The following is a 19,413-nucleotide window of genomic DNA, read 5'->3' on the forward strand; positions in this document are numbered from 1 at the left end:
ACATATGGAGTAGTATGACAGTATATAATACAATTATATTAATATATTAATAATAATATTAACTATACCGACACAGGAGTTGTAGATCATGAGCAAGCTTGGGGAAACGTTAATTGCATGGTATCGGCTAGATGGGCAAGAGCAAGCAGGTACAGATCGGTCAGGGCGCGGTAATGATGCACATGTAGCAGGTCAACAAGCACCGGAAATCAAGGATATTCATGGACGGAAAGCAGCTTGGTTTGGCGGAGGCGCCAATGGAACAAGTTATCTGGAATTGCCAGCTTCCCTACTGGAAAATGTAAGCGATAACACAGGTCTTACGGTAGCGGCATGGGTGAATTTTGGTATGGGCGTGAGCATCTGGGAGCGGATTTTTGATTTTGGTAGCGGAGAGGGCAAGCCGTCATTATTTCTGACTCGGCAAATGCGCGGTACGCTTACCGCAGACGGTGATCTGGCAGTCGATCCGGGTAAAGGGTATGTGCGCGACGAATGGATGCACGTAGCATTTGCAATCAAAGGCACTCAAGGTGGAACGCAAAGCAGCGCGGGACCGATTGTATACGTTAACGGCGAGATTGCGGTCGACGGCACGATCAGCCAAACATCGAGTGGCAACTATGCTAAACTGCGTAGCTGGTTTGCTTCCTTCGGTTCATCTGAGCATTACCGCAGCAATTATATCGGACGCTCGCAATTCGCAGCGGACGACGATTATACGGGTGCGGTTGCCGACTTCCGTGTGTATGAGGCGGGCTTGAGTGCAGATGAAGTGATCGAAGTGATGTGCGATTCGCTTGGAGATGACGAAGTGATCCAGCTAGCACGGGATAAATATCTGTCTGCACCAGCCAGCATTGTTACCAAGTCGCTACATCTGCCCACAGAGCTAATGGGCGGTCGTGTCACTGTACAATGGACATCCAGTCAACCGGAAGTACTGTCTCATACCGGCGAGCTGCTGCATGTACAATCGCCGCAGGGTGTGCAGTTGAAGGCTACACTAACGCGCGGCGAGCATGTTGTAGACAAGAGCTTTGACGTGTCTGTGCTGCCAGCAGATCTGCCGCCTTATACCTTGACGGTACATGGCGACCGCGAAGTGCTGGATGTGAGCGAAGTGATGTACGGGCTATTTTACGAGGATATTAACAATGCAGCGGACGGCGGTATCTATGCGGAAATGGTGCAGAATCGCTCGTTTGAATCGTTTGCCTTTGATACATATTCTCATGCTTCCGGGGCGTGTGGCTGTTCGACTGGACGCAACCGGGAGCCATTGTTTGCATGGTATGGACAAACGGACAAGCTGACGGTACAGCATACCGGTGGCTTGAATGAGCATTTTGGTGTGGATGATCCAGATGTAAATGCGTATTATGTGACCGCAGCAGATGGAACGACCATCATCAATCGCGGCTTCAACGATAGCAATGGTGGATGTGCGATGAATATTCGCGTTGGCGCTCGCTATACCTTTACCATCTGGGCAAAAGCAGAGCAGGAAGCGGAGATCACGCTGCAACTACAAACGTCAAATGGCGAAGCAGCGAGTGAGCCAGTGAACATCGCGATTGCAGGTGATGGACAATGGAACAAGTATGGGGTGGAGACACCGATTGTCTTGCATGGCAGCACGAATGTACTCGGTCAGCTGGCACTGACCTTTAACGGCGAGGTATCCATTGATATGGTATCGCTTGTACCACAGGATGTATGGGGTGCAGGGGAGGAAGAACATTCCCCGTCCGCTCACGCCAACTACACAGGTAACCCGAACTACCGTCTGCGCCGCGATCTTGTAGAAGCATTACAAAATATGAAGCCATCGTTCCTGCGTTTTCCGGGTGGCTGTATCTCGGAAGGCTCCTTTATCTGGGACAATGTGTACGATTGGAAAGATTCCATCGGTGATATTGAGCTGCGCAAGGAGAATTTCAACGTCTGGGGCTATATGATGACGATGGGTCTCGGCTATATGGAATATTTCCAACTCGCGGAAGACCTGAATGCGGTTCCGTTGCCAGTTATGGCGTGCGGTGTACTCTGTCAGGCGCGTTCGGATTATGCGCATCCAGCAGGTGGCGCATTGCGTGAGCATTATATCAAGAACTTTACCGATCTGATCGACTTTGCGATTAGTATGGATTTCGAACACAACGAGTGGGCGGCGATGCGTCGTCATATGGGACATGAGGCGCCATTCGATCTGCGCTATTTGGGTGTGGGCAACGAGAACTGGGGAACGGAGTTTTTCGCCAATTTTGAAGTGTTTAAACGGGATATTGAAGCATATGTTGCTGCTCACTATCCGGGTCATGAGCTGCATATTATCTCTACCGTCGGCGCGCAGGCGGATGACGATGCGTATCAACAGGGTTGGAAATTCCTAAGCGGCAATCTGGAAGGCGGCGCTGAAGTGGAATTTGCCGATGGACAGAACGTCATTCGGGAGCAGATTACATGGTATGCTGATCAGCCGGATTATATGGATACGATTGCGGACGAGCATTATTACCGTTCCAATGAATACCTGCTCAACAACGCAGACCGATACAATTACTACCATCGCGCGCAGTTGCCAGACGGCAGCATCGACTGGCGCCATACGTCCAAAGTGTTCGTCGGCGAGTACGCATCTACCGACAAAAATACACTTGCCGGAGCCGTCGCCGAAGCCGCAGTGATGACCGGATTTGAAAATAACGCGGACGTGGTTCGTCTCGCCGCGTATGCACCGCTGTTCAACAAAGTGCTGACCGATGGCACTTACCGCTGGACACCGGACTGCATCTGGTTCGACGATGAGACGGTTTGGTACACGCCAAACTACTATGTACAGCATCTGTTCGCTACCTATCTCGGTGACAAAGTACTGGAAACCTCCTTTTCCACGTACAAAAACGGTCGCCCATTGGAGCTGATCCCACGCGGCGGTATCGAGATCGCTACCGGACAAGCAGAGATTACAGTGAAAAAAGTAACCGTCACTTCCAATACAGATGGTGCAGTACTGCTGGAACAGGATTTTACAACATCAAGCGAATTGCTGCCAGAATGGAAGATCATTCCCGGTTCCGCTGGTTACCGTTTGGAGCAAGAGACTGGACTGATCCTATCCGCACAGGATAGCGGCTTGAACGGATTGTATGTGCTGAACGACAACTGGATCGACTACAAAGTAGACGTGGTTGCTGTGCGTACATCCGGCATCGACGGTTTCCATATCGGCGCAGGTCTGACCGATATTCGTCCCGATACCAAGGATGTACTGGAATACGCAATCGGCTACGGCGGCAACGCAACAGGGGTCAAAGTGTACAAACAAGGCATCGAAGGCTACACACTGGGCGACTATTCCTCTAGTACCGCAGCTGGCAACCTGCGCGCTGCTAGTTATGAGCCGTTGTCCGACGATACCGAATACACCATTACCGTCAACTATGGAGGCGGAACCGGCAATCGCCTGATCTGCTCTTATACTGACGGAACATTCAACAGCAAAGTGCTGGACTACAAACTGGAAGCCTACAATCGCGAAGTCTTCCATTCCGTTACCAAAGATGACCAGCACGTCTACATCAAACTGGTCAACGCTGATGCTGCTGCCAAAGCAACCCGTCTGCAACTGAACCACCTGAACGTTGATCCATCTGCCAGATGGCTCACCTTAACCGGCGACGAATCACTCGTGCACGTACCAAACGTCAACACCAAAAACGCCGAGCAAGTCGTCCCAACCGAACAATCGCTAACCTTGACCGAATCAACTGTCACACTCAATCTACCACCCAACTCGGTCAACGTGTTAGTACTTAACATCCGCAAATAGCAGTACGCAATACTAAAAATCGCACCAACAAATCTGCTACAGCAGAAGTGAAATCAAACAGAATATCAACAAGACACACAGATATTCCATATAAACGAATAAAACAAATCAACAAAACTTCTCGTACGCCAGCAATAAAAAACAAATCAAATATCTTCAAGTGCTTCAAGCACCCAGTCTTTACAATCTCTACCCTTCACTACCACCCACCACTTGCAGTTGCGCATGATGCAAGGTGCACGGAGCGGAGGGAAGGAAATAAGGGAAAAGGACGACTTCCCGTGTTTACGATTTTCAAACACGAAGTTCCATGAGAAGTGATTTTTGCGCAAGCAAAGTATCTTACCTCTCTGGAGGGGCGTGAATCTACAAGTATCGCCCTAATCCGTAGATTCGCGCGGCTCCACCGGAGTCCCGTTCCCTTATTCCTTCCCAAAGCGGTCCCTGCACCAAGCACAACGCCAACGAGCAAGCCCAAACGAAAGGGGTTTTCCCAGCATGGTCTCATTCTCTATCCAATCATCCGGTAAAAAGCTCGTCCTTGCGGCACTCAGCCTATCCTTAGCCGCTGTCGTCGCTATTCCCGGCAATGCTTCCACTGCCTCAGCAGCATCCGACAACAAGGCGCCATCCACATCGGCACCTACATTCAGCAATGCCACCGTACACGATCCATCCATCATCAAGGACGGCAATACTTATTACGTCTTCGGCTCCCATATCGCTGCCGCCAAGTCACCTGACCTGATGCACTGGACCAACTTTGCAAACGGTTACACCACACCGGGCAACACTCTGTATGGTGATCTATCCAAAAATCTAGCAGGCTCGTTCAAATGGGCTGGCGAAAATGATGCTGATAGCAAAGGCGGCTACGCAGTCTGGGCGCCAGACGTGATCTGGAATCCGAAATACGTCAACAAAGACGGCAGCAAAGGAGCATATACGCTTTACTACTCCACTTCATCCACCTATATCCGCTCTGCCATCGGCATGGCGGTATCGCAAAAGATCGAAGGCCCGTACACGTATGCAGACACTTATATCTACACAGGCTTTACGAAGGATACCGCGTTTGATGCGAACAGCCAAGTGGACAAAAAGTGGACCAATACCAACGTACAGCGTCTGATCGACCAGAAGCAGCTGAGCGCTGCCAATCCGGCTTGGTTTAACGACAATGGCTCGTATAACAATCAGCAGTACCCGAACGCGATTGATCCAACGATTTTTTATGATAAAAAAGGCAAGCTGTGGATGACCTACGGCTCTTGGTCGGGCGGCATCTATGTGCTGCAAGTGGATGAGAAGACAGGCAAACCGATCTATCCGGGCAAAGACGGTAAAACATCCGATGGTCGCCTCATCGACCGCTATTTTGGCACCAAAATCGCTGGCGGTTACGGTAAATCTGGCGAAGGCCCATACATTCAGTACAACAAGGACACTGGCTATTTCTACCTGTACATGACCTACGGTGGTCTCGCAGCAAACGGTGGCTACAATATGCGCGTTTTCCGCTCCAAAACGCCAGATGGCATCTACACCGATGCTAGAGGGCATCAGGCAACATGGCCAGCAGATGCGGACAATAATGAATATGGCAACAAGCTGATCGGCAACTTTATCTTTGGTAGCAAGCCGGGCGATCCGGGCTATGGCGAGAACGTTGGCTATGTATCACCGGGTCATAACTCCGTCTATACGGATGCCAAAACAGGCCAGTTGTTCCTCGTCTTCCATTCCCGCTTCCCAGCACGCGGCGAGGAACATGAAGTGCGGGTGCATCAGATGTATATGAACAAGGATGGTTGGCCGGTTGTATCGCCTTATCGTTACGCAGGCGAGCAGCTGTCTAAAGTGAGTGATAAAATGATCGTCGGCGATTACCAATTTGTTGATCACGGCAATGATTCGTCCGCTGCCATCAAATCATCGCAATACATTCGCCTGAACGCTGACCATACCGTAACCGGCGAAGTACAAGGAACATGGAAAAAGAAAGGCACTGCCGATGCTGAATTGACACTGGGCGGTGTGCAGTACACCGGCGTATTCGTCAAGGATTGGGATCAGGTATCTGAGCAATATATAATGACCTTTACTGCATTGTCATCCAATGGCACGATGGGCTGGGGTAGTCGTCTAGCAGATGAGTCAGATGCACAGGTAGTGGACGATGTATATCATGATCTGACGCTGGGCGATACGGCTGAAGTGACCACCAACCTCAATCTACCGCAGTCGGGCAGTCGCGGTACCACCATCTCATGGACATCATCCAATCCAGAGATTGTACAAACCAACGGCACCGTTCATCGTCCAGAATCCGGCAACGCTGCTGTTCCAGTTACGCTAACGGCAACGATTGGAAACGGAGCCAGCCAACGCAGTAAAACGTTTACTGTACAGGTTCTACCGTATGTGAATGCACAGCTGGTAGCGCAATACAGCTTTGACAACAATCTGAATGACAGCACAGGCACATGGGGGCAAGGCGTATGGACTGGCAACCGTCTGGATGTGAACGTCACCCGTGCCACCTATGCCACATATGGTCAGGGTGTACAAGGGCAGTCGCTTGTATTTGACGGACAATATGGAGTGCGTCTGCCGAATGGTCTGATTCACAGCAACTCGTATTCGTTGTCACTATGGGTGAAGCCAGAAACACTAACAACATACACACCTGCCTTCTTCGGAGCGGCAGATTCGAACCACTGGATCAGCCTGTTACCACGCGGCAGTGCAGGTGACCATACGATGCTTTGGGCTGGCAGTCAGCCTTGGTATGATGCCAGCACCGGTCTGAAGATTCCGTCTGGTCAATGGAGTCATCTAGCAATCTCCGTGGATAATGGTGCGGTGCAAGTATATGTGGATGGCAAGGAAACATTCAGCGGTACAGGTTTCCCAGATGTGTTTTCCGGTACGAATGACGCCAGCTTCGGTCTAGGTGTCAACTACTGGGATACGCCGTTCCAAGGGGAACTGGATGAGCTGAGTATCTTCACTGGTGCGCTGACCCCATCACAATTGGCGAAGCTATCGGCACGCTGATCCGATTCATACGGAAGTAGAAGTAGGTTTATCCATCTCAAGCTTGCCTATTTGGCAAAACCAGCAGAATGTTCAATATAATCTGAAAATCCTTCAATCTCGCTCGTCGATTCCTTCTTTATAATGAGCGATAACGCCATCGCCGTAGAGCGATTCGCTGCCATCTTCATGGTTGCGGATGCGCCCTGCGGCGATGCTGCATTTTATGAAGAAACGCGGTGAATGAGATGAAGGAGCCTATAAACGAAGCACAGTATATTTTGCATACAGAAGCAGGGGGAGCAATCTCTGATCTAGTAGATGCAGACACAGCTCCATCTGTGTCTGCCGGTATCGACAGCTTGCTGCGCTTGGAGCTGCTGCCTCGCCTGCGAAATAACGTACAGGTGCGTTATGAAGGTAGTATCGACAAGCAGGGCTTCAATGCCGATTGGGATTGGTGGCTGTACAAGGAAGGCAAGGAATGGGTGATCTTCGATGTGGATGGACCGGGCTGTATTTATAATCTGGTGCAGCATCGGTATCCCGACAGTGAGGAGCCGACGTTTTTCTTTTATTTTGATGGAGAAGAAGAACCTCGTTTTCAGATTCGGCATTCGGAGTTTGGGCAGAAGGCTCCGTTTACCGCACCGCTGGCAGATCAGTATATGGGACCGGATGACAATGGAAGGGGACCGATTCGGGTGGTGCGTAGTTTTGTGCCGATGCCATTTGCCCGATCCTGCCGGATTACGACGGATATTCGCCTGAAGGGTGCTGCCAAAGGGGATGGTGGCTGGGGGCATGTGATGTACCATACGTATACCAGCGCGCAGGGTATCCAGACCTTCACCGGAACCGAGGATGATAGCGAACTGTTGAATCAGTGGACTCATGTAGGCGATGACCCTAAGCCGCAGGTGGAAGGTGAAACGGTAACCTTGGAGCAGTTGCAGCTTTCTGCGGGGCAGACAGTCACTGTGCTGAAGCAGGACGAGCCGGGCAGTATTGTATCCATTCAGGCACGCTGGCAGGAGGATTCCACCGTAGAGATTCCGAAGCAACTGCTGCACGACATCTGGATTGTGGCGCACTGGGACGATCATGAGCAGCCAGATGTGGAATGTCCGTTAGGGGCTTTTTTTGGCAATGAATTGGGGTATAACCGGATTGGAATTTTGTCGCATGGGCAGCGCGAAGATGGGCAGTGGTATCAGTATTTACCGATGCCGTATTGGAGCGGGGCGCACATCCAGTTAGATAATCGGGGGAGTGAGGATGTGGCGTTTGCCCAGTGGAACATCCGGTATACAACGGCAAATGCACATCTGTATCCACAGCAGGATACTGGCTATTTCCGCACGTCTGCATATTATCCACTGCAAGCGAGTCATGGACAGGACAGTATTATCGGGCGGATTACTGGGCGTGGGCATATGGTAGCAGGGCAGGTGACGGCAATCGCGCGTACACCGGGCATCATTAGCTGTGAAGGGGATGTACGCGTCTATATCGACGGTAATGCGACCCCGCAGGTGGAGAGTGACGGTTCGGAGAGTTGGGTGAATTACGGCTGGGGCTTTCCAACGCCGCCGGAGATGAATCCAGCTACCGCTTATGATGGGTTGCCGGACAATCCATGGTCGATGGTGCGGCTGTGCAGTGGTGATTGTTATCCATTTCGGCAGGAACTGGTATTTGGGATCGAAGCGGGGGAGTTTAACAATCAGTATTTGCGACATTCGGGTATTTTGTTTTACTACGGACAGGATGAAGTCGGCATGGTGCTGACGGATGAACTGGATGTAGGTAATAAAGCATCCGAAGGCATTCACGAGTATCGGACGCAGGGCAGCCGAGGGTATTACACGCTGGAATCCAGCTACGAAGGCGATGCGGACGACGTGCTTATAACGAGTACAGGGCATGAAACGGAAGGGTGGAGTCAATTCACGGTAGCGGTATCGCCAAACAATGCCGGAGTGCGACTACGCCGACGCTCTGACCAGATGATTGGGCGGCAACGTGCGATTGTGTATGTGGATGATCAGCAGGTGCAGGAGCGTAGCTGGTATGTTGCTGACCGCAATTCGTATAAACGCTGGCTGGATGACGAGTTTGAGATTCCGTCTGCGTATACAGTAGGCAAGGAGCAATTGACGATTCGGCTGGAATATGTGCAGGAGGGTGAGACACGGGTTTGGAATGAATTTTACTATTGGGTTTACAGTTTGAAATGATCTGAAATGACCTTAAATAGGTCAACCAGCCATGATATAGGGGGGAAGAATGGCGCAGCCGTAAGCGCTTAAAACATGATTATAAAAAATGCTTGCGTCATTCTCCCATACATGGTATGATCTTTCTTGTGGTTGCGAAATCAATCACCTAACAATTTGCGGTCGTGGCGGAATTGGCAGACGCGCACGGTTCAGGTCCGTGTGGGCTTACCCCCGTGGAGGTTCGAGTCCTCTCGACCGCATTATAGCTTTACTAGCGAAACTCTTCTCTTGCAGAAGAGTTTTTCTTTTGTTTATCGGTTGTTCTCCAATCGACACGTGGATATTCCAAAATCATGTGCATAACGCAGGATAGAGCCTACTGGAAAGAAATAATTTCAGAAAATTCCATTTTACTCTTCATAAATGTCGGCAATCGTCTTAATATAGAGAACGACAATAACAAACAGAGCCTGAAGACTACAGGCTAGACAACTCTTAGTCGAATTGGCAAACCCGTCGGACAGGCTGGAACCAGAGCAGTAACCAATCTTAACAAAAAAAGAAGTGAATCCATGATGGAAGAAGCAATACGCTGGAAATGGGGGCATCGGGTACTGGATCGGTATTTCTCCGGGGCTACGATGCATTACAGACAGATCATCGCGCTGTTCATTCCGATTTTGATCGACCAAGCGTTTATTATGGGACTCAATCTGATCAATACGGCGATGATCAGTGCTGCCGGAGTATCGGCGGTCAGTGCGGTCAATATGATCGACTCGCTGAATATTTTCCTGTTTAGTATCTTTATCGCGGTCGCTACAGGCGGTACAGTTGTGGTCGCTCAGTACAAGGGCAATGGCAATGTGAAAAAGGTGTCCGAAGCGAGCTCAAGCGCCGTCTCGGTCGTTACCTTACTTGGTATCGTGGTCGGTATCTTCGGTATCGCGCTGCATGTGCCGCTACTGAATTTGCTATTTGGCTCGGCGGAAGCGGATGTCATGAGTCATGCGCGAACGTATCTGATCGGTAGCTGTATTTCGTTTGCAGGGATTGCGATTGTAGAAGCGATTTGCGGAGCGCTACGCGGCGTGGGTAGTACGCGTGCGTCGCTCATGCTCTCACTGATTATGAATGTGCTGTACGTGCTGCTTAACTTCCTATTTATTCACGGATTGGGATTGGGTGTGCTCGGCATGACGATTGCGCTGAATATCGCTCGTTATGGCGGAGCAGCCTGTGCGCTGTATTATCTGTTCAAAATGGACATCAATCTCAAGGTGCGCATGCGCGAGCTGTTCAAGGTGAAGTGGGAAATGTTCCGCAAAATCCTCTTTATCGGCTTCCCGTTTGCGACGGAGCAGATGTTCTTTAACGGCGGTAAAATTCTGACGCAGATCTTTATTGTCGGCATGGGTACGTATGCGATTGCGGTCAATGCGATCTGTTCAGCACTTGCTGGAGCGATGCAAATTCCTGCCAATGCGCTGTCGCTGACTGTCATTACCGTAGTCGGTATCTGTATTGGTAGTGGCAATGTGCAGGAGGCGCGCAAATTTACGAAATCGTTTCTGGTGCTATCGTCACTGTCGTTTATCGTGATGGGGCTGATTATTTTACCGTTGTTCCATCCGCTAATTTCGCTGTTTGATCCACCAGCGGAGATCGTGGACGAGATCTTTATCGTACTGCTGGTCAATACGCTGGTGCAGATTCCGCTATGGTCCATTTCGTTTATTACGCCATCTGCCTTGCGAGCGGCGGGCGATGCCAAGTTTACCTCGATGATCTCCATGCTATCGATGTGGCTGTTCCGCGTGGTCATGGGTTACATTCTTGGTGTCGTGATGGGCTGGGGTGTACTCGGCGTCTGGCTGGCAATGGATCTGGAGTGGGGCGTACGGGGAGCAATCTTCCTCAAGCGATTCTACGGGAACAAGTGGCTACAGCATCGAATCATTTAGCGAGTGTCCCATATTAAATAGAACGTGATTATACTATAGCAACACACAGCAGGAGAGGCGGCATTTGGATGCCGCTTCTGCTGTATATACATAAACGGAGGTTATCGTGATGGAGCTGTTACCAGACGAATATATGGTTAGAAAGAATATTATGGCGAATCTGTTCAAAGGCATTGAAGGAGTCGGCGGATTGATGCACATTACGAATCAACGGATTGTATTCACGCCACATGCGCTGAATGTGCAGACTGGTCCGGTGGACATTTGGATCGAGGATATTGTGCAGATGGGCAAGCGCAATACGCTGGGCTTTGTGCCGAACGGTATGCGCATCATCGTAGCAAATGGAACGGAGTACCGATTTGTCGTCTGGAAGCGCGGCGAGCTGATGGCGTTGATCGACAAGGTTAAGCGCGATAATATGAAGGGGTAATACGAGCTATTCTTCCGAAGATGCCTGCTGCTGTCGTTTCATAAAGTTGTGCTGACCCCAGATGCCGATGGCGGCAATGAAAGGCAAAATAGCCATTGCCAGCACGATCGCTTCGCGTAGCGGAGCTTTCATCCAGACGGGCATAACGATGACGAACAAAGTAATCATGAGTACATCCCAGACCAGCTGTTTTTTGACATACATTTGTATCGCTTGCGTCATTCGTACGACCTCCAATGAGAATAATATGTACGTAGGATCTATTTGGATATGGGAAATGTTGTAAATCCATTATACGTGGTTTAGCTGGAAATGAGAATATTGGGATAGGAAATATAAAAGACCGGCCATTCCCACCTTGTGGAAACTACCGGTCTTTTTGCTGTATTTGAATAAGAACTGTACAATCGACTTGGTTTGTAGTCATTGGATCTATTGTTTCATTCAGAGAAGCTGTTGCCGATCAGCCAACTAACTCGTTACCATCATAGACATACGTCTTTTCCTTGCCACCCGTCATCGTTATCAGATGTACCGTACGTCCCCATAGCTTGAACACTAGCGGCAATGTGCGCTCGATATACTTGCGATCCAGCTCCATCCCGTCAAATCGATGATGCAGCAGCAGCTCACCACGTCCATGCAGATCATCGTCCTTGACCGTAATGTAGGGAAAGCCGCCGTTGGTGCGCGAGCGGATCAGTTGCTCCTTAATTTCATTCACACTGTTGGCGGTCACACGATACACCTGCTGCTCTTTTTGAAAAACGAACAAATCCATCTCCTCCGCCAGCTCGCGCGTCAGATAGTTGCGGATAAACGATACATCCGATTCGATCTCCCGAATCTCAAACAGCGCCTCCGTCCCTTCGCGGCGCTCAATATGGCGCAGCATCATCAGACCGAGATAGTAGGGGTTGATCCGCCCGGATGAGGGTTGGATGACACCTGCATTCATTTTGGCAAATTCGACCACTTCCGAATCGCTCAGATCCAGCTCCCTTACCAGCTTTAGATGCCAGTAGCTCGCCCAACCCTCATTCATGATCTTCGTCTCCATTTGCGGCCAAAAGTACAGCATCTCTGCGCGCAGCATATGCAGAATCTCACGCTGCCATTCCTCTAAATACCGACTGCGTGCAGCAACAAAGCCGATCATATCCTTGACTGATCCATCCAATTCACGAAAGCCGCCATCTCCGCCAAAGCGTACATACGGATCGACATGCTCCTGAATCGCAATGCCTGCATCGAGAAACGCTTCCACTTCATCCATGCCATATTCCTGCCCAAAGTGTTCCATTCGGTCGGCGAAAACCGCCATCCGATCCACCATCTGACGGTCAGTGCCGCGGAACATGGCATTGTTTTTGAAAAAGTCGCTATGCCCTAGTACATGGGCGACGATGAGCTTATTTTGCAGCAGGGTATTGCTGTCCAGCAGAAAGGCATAGCACGGATCGGAGTTGATCACCAGCTCATAGATTTTGCTTAATCCATGATCATATTCTGACTTCATCCGATGATACGCCTTGCCGAAGCTCCAATGCGCAAATCGGGTCGGCATCCCGTAGGCACCGATGGAATATAACACCTCTGACGGGCAAAACTGATACCGCATCGGGAAAAAGTCCAGTCCATGCGATAGCGCTGATTGTGTCAGCTGCTCCACCGACTGCTCCAGCTGTTGAATCTCGCTCTCCATAATCATCTGTGCCACTCCTTTCCTGTAGGATCGTGAATCAACTGGCGATCTCATCACCGAAAAAGGCTTTTAGCGTGTTGAATACATCGTCCTTGTCTTGCAGCAATGCCTGTACAAAGGCGGGCGAATCTAGCTTGCCTAGCGAATCCCACAGCTGCCGACTGCCATAGCTACCATACCCGCGCTGACGAATCTCGCCATAGCCCAGCATATTCACCTGCTCTAGTAGCTGCCGAGCGCATTGAATCGTCTGCGGATTGTCGCTACTCAGATTATCACCATCGGAAAAGTGAAAAGCATACGTATTGAACAGATCAGGCGGATACTCATCGTGAATCAGCTTGAGCGCTAGCTCATACACGGATGAGCATTTGGTGCCGCCGCTTTCGCCTTTGTGGAAAAAGGACTCCTCGTCTACTTCCTTAGCCTCTGTAGAATGCGCTAGAAAGCGGATATTCACATGTTCGTACTTTGTACGTAAAAAGCGCACCATCCAGAAAAAGAAGCTGCGGGCGACATACTTTTCAAATGTTCCCATCGAGCCGGACGTATCCATCATTGCCAGTACCACCGCAGACGATTGCGGCTTATGGATGTCTTCCCATGTTTTGTAGCGCACATCATCGCCGATAATCGGACCAAGTACAGGCGTGGGAGCTGTATCCGCACTAGGGCTGCCAATGGATATGCCGCTGCTAGAAGGAATGGCAGTTGAACCCGGTACGCCTGCAAGCCCGCCGTTTAGCGCCTGCCGTTTGATCGCTTCGAATAGAGTACGGCGCTTGTCGATATTGGACACCATGCCTTGCTTGCGCACATCGTCGAATCGAATGTCATCGACCATCATCTCCTGCGCTGCCTTGGGCTTCAATCGCGGCAGCTTCAAGTCTTCAAATACTAGCTCTGCCAGCTCGTCGATCGACAGCTCAGCTTCGTAATAATCGACGCCCGGCTGGTCGCCCGCTTCGCGTCCACCTTGCCCCGGACCACTGCCGGGTGCTCCGGGTTGACCGTTGGGATCAGCTTGCCCGACTACATCGCCTACCTGCGTACCGCCTTGCCCCTGCCCAACCTGCGGTTCATCGTTGTAATTATAGCGAAAGCGCGGCTCATCTAGACTGCGAATAGGCACTTTGACCATTTTATCGCCCTGTGGCATGATGATCGATTCCTCACTCACCAGATCGGCAAGGTTTTGGCGAATTGCTTCTTTTACCTTGCGTTTATGTCGTTCCTGATCCATTTCGCCTTTACGGTGAAGGGACCAGTCATCTTGCGACAGCACGAACAGACGATTATCCATGTTCGTTCCCTTCCTTTCGGCTTACCGGTTAAGCAGACTGCCGACGTATTTCATCAGATCGTTGGCGCATACTGCACAGTAGCCATGATGTTCGATCAGACGGCGAGACACTTCATTCATACGTTTTACCTGCGTTTCGTCAGGATTCATAGACGAGGTTGTAATTTTGATCACGTCCTTGAGGTCGGTGAACAACTTTTTCTCAATCGCATCTTTGAGTGGTTCATGGGAGGTGTATTCAAATTTGCGACCACGACGGGCGAAGGAGGAGATTTTGATCAAAATTTCTTCGCGGAACGCTCGTTTCTGATTCTCTGTAATGCCAATCTGTTCTTCGATGGAGCGCATCAGCTTCTCATCGGGATCATGCTCCTCACTGGTGATGGGATCGGGCATTTTGTGACCGCTGCAATACGCTTCTACATTGTCGAGATAATTGTTCAGCATCGTATGTGCTGATTCTTCAAAGGAATAGACAAACGCGCGCTGCACTTCCGTTTTGGCGCGATGGTCGTATTCACGGCGGGCGGTGGTGATCAGATTGAGCAGACGCTCGCGCTCGTCCTTTGTAATCGACGGATGATGATCCAGCCCTTCCTTGAGTGAACGCAGTACATCCAGTGCGTTAATACACGGCTTGTTGCCCTTGATCAAGGCGCTGGAGATACGATTGATCACATAGCGTGGATCGACGCCAGACATGCCTTCGTCCTGATGTTCGCGGTGTAGCTCCTCGACCTCGCCGGATTTGATACCATCGACCTGTGTGCCGTCGTAGAGTGCCATTTTTTTGATGTGATCAATGCCGGGCTTTTTTGGTTCCTTGAGACGCGAAAGTACAGTGAAGATCGAAGCGGTACCGAGAGCGCCAGGGGCGAGGTGAACCTGATGATTCAAGCCGGAAGCGTCAACGAGCTTCTGGTAAATGCGTTCTTCTTGCGTAACTTTGAGATTGTAGGGAACACGCATGACGATCATGCGAGAATGGAGGGCTTCGTTCTTTTTATTGGAGATGAAGGTGCGATATTCCGTTTCGTTGGTGTGGGCGATGATTAATTCGTCGGCGGATATGAGGGCGAAGCGTCCCGCTTTGAAATTGCCTTCCTGAGTCAACGACAATAGATTCCAGAGAAATTTCTCATCACATTTCAGAATTTCTTGGAATTCCATCAGACCGCGATTCGCCTTGTTCAGCTCACCGTCAAAACGGTAGGCGCGCGGATCGGATTCGGAACCGTATTGGGTGATGGTGGAGAAGTCGATACTGCCTGTTAGGTCGGCAATATCCTGTGATTTGGGATCAGATGGGGCGAAGGTGCCGATTCCACGGCGTCCGCTTTCGGAAAAGAGTACTCGTTCGACAGGCATTTCCTCGATGCGTCCGCCATATTCGTGTTCCAGCTTCATGCGACATACCGGGCAAAGATCGCCTTCGATATGCACACCATATTCGTTGCCAAATTCCTTGCGCAATTCGCGCGGAATGAGATGAAGCGGTTCCTCCTGCATCGGGCAACCCTGTATCGCATAGACCGCACCTTCTGGAGTTCGAGTGAATTGTTCCAGACCGTTTTTGAGTAGGGTAACGAGTGTCGATTTACCACCACTGACGGGTCCCATTAGTAACAGTAGCCGTTTACGTACATCCAGCCGCTGTGCTGCTGGGCGAAAATATTCTTCCACCAGCAATTGAATCGCATCCTCCAACCCAAACAGCGTACCGCTAAAAAATTGATATTCTCGCCGTCCGTCCCCCAGCTCAGTGATGCCTGCATGTTCGATCATCCGATAGACGCGTTCATGCGCCGTACCAGCAATATGCGGATGCTCCTTCACCAGTCTGAGGTAGTCGAGAAATGTGCCCTCCCAGTGGAGATCATGCTCCTGATCCCGGTAGGCCATTAATTTGTCCAAGAATGTCATGCTGACCGCCTCCCTATACATGTCTTTTACGAAAAGTTCGAGGTCACGGAATCCAGACGTCCGGCAACAACTTCAACGTTTGACAAGAGCTGCAACGACATTCCATCAAATGAGATGAAACAGAGTGGGTATTTTGTTGTTTTTAAATTCTAGCATAACTTCTGTCATCTATCGACAGTTAAATTAACATAATTCTATAGAAAGTAAACGAATAGTGTATAGGAATGAGCAGATGATAAACTTTATTTTCCAATGAAGTCAGATAATCTACATAGAAAATCCATGAATCAATCGATAATTGCTTTGGAAAATAGGGTAGAGGGTTGTAAGGTGTGATCACTGTGTAGAAGAGGAATAACAGGATTATACCATCGGATCAGTGAGCAGGGAGGCTGGATAAGGAAAAATGATCAGAGCGCAAACGGGATAAAAAATAACTATCGCACGAAGCGGATAGGGGAGCGCGCACAAGCTGGTCATCTTAAAGATTCGGATGGGCGTAAAACAAAAACAATCGGAGTAGGGCAGCTTCGCATGTGAGCGTTCTCCCTATCTCCGATTGATCATAAAATATAGTTGATTGTATCGCCTTACCCCTTACCATACTTGAGCCATCAGCCATCAGCCATCAGCCATCAGCCATCAGCCATCAGCCATCAGCCATCAGCCATCAGCCATCAGCCATCAGCTGACCAGCACGAGAAGCAGGGCGATCACTGCTGGCAATCCCTGCATCAACAGAATGGAGCGTTTTACACTCAGCCCGCCGTACAGCGCCGCCACAATAACACAGACTAGGAAAAAGATCGCCAGCTGATGCGCAACGTCAGCATTTGGATGTAGCAACGACCAGATCAAGCCTGCCGCAAGAAAACCGTTGTACAGCCCTTGATTTGCCGCCATCGACGAGGTGGATTGTGCCAGCTCCGGCGTTGTGCCAAACGTCTTCATCACGCGCGGCGTGGTCCACAAAAACATCTCCATCACCAAAATATACAAATGCTCAATTGCCACAAGCGCGACCATAATGCCTGCCAAAATGGAAAGCATACTATTCACTGCCTTTCCTCATGAAAATAAAATCAACAATACCTGTACCCGCATTCTACGAGTTTGCCAAGCCCCTTTAAAAAGAGTATGTAAATTCCCTAGATGCCGTTACAATCATAATAACAGAAACTGCGTACAATCCTATATCTATAGCAGCTTTCGATCCTCAGCCATCCATAGGAATACAGCTATATTCATTATTTTGTCTATTTCATCAAGGAAGGGGTTACCTATTCATGCGCAACACGAGAATACAACGGAGAACTACATGGATAACTATAGCCATTATAGCGGGACTATTACTGCTGACTGCATGGATGCTGCAATCCAGAGTATCGGAGCAAGCCTATGCAGCATCGGCTACTCATTATGTCGCGCCTACAGGTAAGGATACTGGTAATGGCACATTGCAATCGCCGTGGCGCACGCTGCAATACGCTGCCGATCATGCCGAAGCTGGCAGCACCGTCTATATTCGCTCTGGCACTTATCGCGAACGACTGTATATTACGCGCTCCGGTTCGGCGAGTGCGGGCAATATAATATTTAAAAATTATACAAACGAGCATCCTATTCTGGATGGAACAGGTCTGAAAGTGGACGGTATACAGGGATTGATCGAGCTGAACAATGCCAGCTATATTACTATCGAAGGGATATCCGTGCGTAACTACACGACGACTCAACGTGATCAGGTCCCGGTCGGCATCTATGTGCATGGCGCTGGGAAACAGATCAGTCTGCTCAACAATAATGTATACAATATCCGCAATACGGCTACACCGACAGGTAATGATTTGGCAGGGCGGGATGCGCATGGCATCGCTGTATACGGCACAGCAGCACCTGCGTCTATTCAGCAGTTGAATATTAGCGGCAATGAGCTGTACAATCTGGTGCTTGGTTCTAGCGAAGCAATGGTGATCAACGGCAATGTGGAGCGATTTAATGTTTCTGGGAATAGTGTGCATGACAGCGACAATATCGGGATCGATGTGATCGGCTATGAAGGTACATCACCGGACGACAAATACGATACCGCACGCAATGGTCGCATCACCGGCAATACCGTCTACAACATCTCAGCTAACCAGAACCCCTCCTATGGCAAAAAGCTGCCTAACAACTGCAATTGCGCAGGTGGCATCTATGTGGACGGTGGCAAACACATTGTCATTGAGCGTAATACCAGCTATGGGAACGACATTGGTATTGAGCTGGCATCGGAGCATAAAGGGAAAGTGACGCAGGGGATCACCGTACGCAGCAATGTCGTATACCAGAATCGATATACGGGCATCGCATTTGGCGGGTATGACGAGGATCGCGGTACGACAACTGGCTCGGTCATGATTAACAACACGCTGTATGGCAATGATACCCTATCCAATGAGAGCGGCGACGGAGCTGGACAGCTATTGATTCAGTATGGCACGTCTGGCAATACAGTACTCAATAACATTATGGTATCGTCCGCATCCGGCGTGCTGATTCGCAACGATTATCCATCCACCAACAACAAAGTGGATTACAATCTCTACGCCTTGAGCGGCAATGCCGATACCGCGTATTGGAGCTGGCAGGAGCATACGTATGAAGGGTTGGCATCGTATCAAAAAGGGAGTAAGCAGGATGCCCATTCTATGCAGACAGCGCCGCAATTGGTCGATCCGGTCAAAGCGAATTTTCATCTGCAATCTACTTCACCAGCACGTCAAAGTGGAATCTGGAACGATATCCTCAAAGGCGCCTTCGACCGCGACGGCAAAATTTACGCACCATCATCCAGCGTCACCATTGGTGCTTACCAATGATGGTAAGGTGATTCTTATCTGATCTGCATGCGGTATGATCTGTATCTGTATCTGTATCTGTATCTGTATCGTTGTTCGGTCTATGATGCTCAGTGAAAATGGTATAATGGACAGCGACATACTGG

At 49.9% G+C, this 19,413-nt stretch carries 12 protein-coding genes and 1 tRNA gene; 7 read left to right on the top strand and 6 right to left on the bottom strand.

Annotated elements, in window-relative coordinates:
* Positions 1–88 precede the first annotated feature (88 nt).
* Both ABXR35_RS14240 and ABXR35_RS14245 read left to right on the top strand, forming a co-directional pair.
* Positions 89–3,835 (top strand): alpha-L-arabinofuranosidase family protein, encoded by a 3,747-nt coding sequence (locus ABXR35_RS14240; protein WP_367061707.1) that lies wholly within the window; start codon positions 89–91, stop codon positions 3,833–3,835.
* Between the two features lie 498 nt (positions 3,836–4,333).
* A complete protein-coding gene (locus tag ABXR35_RS14245; protein ID WP_367061710.1) occupies positions 4,334–6,895 on the top strand; it encodes a LamG-like jellyroll fold domain-containing protein in 2,562 nt (853 codons plus the stop codon).
* Between the two features lie 47 nt (positions 6,896–6,942).
* On the opposite strand, the gene ABXR35_RS14250 is transcribed toward ABXR35_RS14245, so the two are convergent.
* On the bottom strand, positions 6,943–7,065 hold the full coding sequence (locus ABXR35_RS14250) for a hypothetical protein (protein ID WP_367061713.1): 123 nt from the start codon (positions 7,063–7,065) through the stop codon (positions 6,943–6,945).
* Between the two features lie 57 nt (positions 7,066–7,122).
* Here ABXR35_RS14250 and ABXR35_RS14255 point away from each other — a divergent pair, with 57 nt between their 5' ends.
* The 4 genes from ABXR35_RS14255 (at position 7,123) to ABXR35_RS14270 (ending at position 11,493) form a co-directional block, all read left to right on the top strand.
* Complete coding sequence (locus tag ABXR35_RS14255) at positions 7,123–9,114, top strand: DUF2961 domain-containing protein (protein ID WP_367061716.1); 1,992 nt, start codon at positions 7,123–7,125, stop codon at positions 9,112–9,114.
* Between the two features lie 158 nt (positions 9,115–9,272).
* Positions 9,273–9,356: transfer RNA gene (locus ABXR35_RS14260), tRNA-Leu, on the top strand.
* A gap of 312 nt (positions 9,357–9,668) precedes the next feature.
* Positions 9,669–11,060, top strand: coding sequence for an MATE family efflux transporter (locus ABXR35_RS14265; RefSeq protein ID WP_436669368.1), 1,392 nt, complete (start codon positions 9,669–9,671; stop codon positions 11,058–11,060).
* Positions 11,061–11,169: 109 nt separating this feature from the next.
* Positions 11,170–11,493, top strand: coding sequence for a PH domain-containing protein (locus ABXR35_RS14270; protein ID WP_367061719.1), 324 nt, complete (start codon positions 11,170–11,172; stop codon positions 11,491–11,493).
* 6 nt (positions 11,494–11,499) lie between these two features.
* Here the strand turns inward: ABXR35_RS14270 and ABXR35_RS14275 are convergent, their stop codons facing one another.
* The 5 genes from ABXR35_RS14275 to ABXR35_RS14295 form a co-directional block, all read right to left on the bottom strand.
* The gene (locus tag ABXR35_RS14275) at positions 11,500–11,715 is read right to left on the bottom strand and encodes a hypothetical protein (protein ID WP_367061721.1); all 216 of its coding nucleotides are present in this window, start codon (positions 11,713–11,715) and stop codon (positions 11,500–11,502) included.
* A gap of 241 nt (positions 11,716–11,956) precedes the next feature.
* On the bottom strand, positions 11,957–13,201 hold the full coding sequence (locus tag ABXR35_RS14280; protein ID WP_367062781.1) for a SpoVR family protein: 1,245 nt from the start codon (positions 13,199–13,201) through the stop codon (positions 11,957–11,959).
* Between the two features lie 34 nt (positions 13,202–13,235).
* Positions 13,236–14,501 carry a sporulation protein YhbH gene (yhbH, locus tag ABXR35_RS14285; protein WP_367061724.1) on the bottom strand — a complete coding sequence of 422 codons (1,266 nt, stop codon included), beginning with the start codon at positions 14,499–14,501 and terminating at the stop codon, positions 13,236–13,238.
* Positions 14,502–14,522: 21 nt separating this feature from the next.
* A complete protein-coding gene (locus ABXR35_RS14290; RefSeq protein WP_367061727.1) occupies positions 14,523–16,424 on the bottom strand; it encodes a PrkA family serine protein kinase in 1,902 nt (633 codons plus the stop codon).
* A 684-nt stretch (positions 16,425–17,108) separates the two neighbouring features.
* On the bottom strand, positions 17,109–17,474 hold the full coding sequence (locus tag ABXR35_RS14295; RefSeq protein ID WP_367062783.1) for a DUF1304 domain-containing protein: 366 nt from the start codon (positions 17,472–17,474) through the stop codon (positions 17,109–17,111).
* A 236-nt stretch (positions 17,475–17,710) separates the two neighbouring features.
* Between ABXR35_RS14295 and ABXR35_RS14300 the strand changes: the two genes are divergently transcribed.
* A complete protein-coding gene (locus ABXR35_RS14300) occupies positions 17,711–19,288 on the top strand; it encodes a right-handed parallel beta-helix repeat-containing protein (protein ID WP_367061730.1) in 1,578 nt (525 codons plus the stop codon).
* The last annotated feature ends 125 nt before the right edge of the window (positions 19,289–19,413 follow it).

Source organism: Paenibacillus sp. JQZ6Y-1 (assembly GCF_040719145.1).
GTDB lineage: Bacteria > Bacillota > Bacilli > Paenibacillales > Paenibacillaceae > Saccharibacillus > Saccharibacillus kandeliae.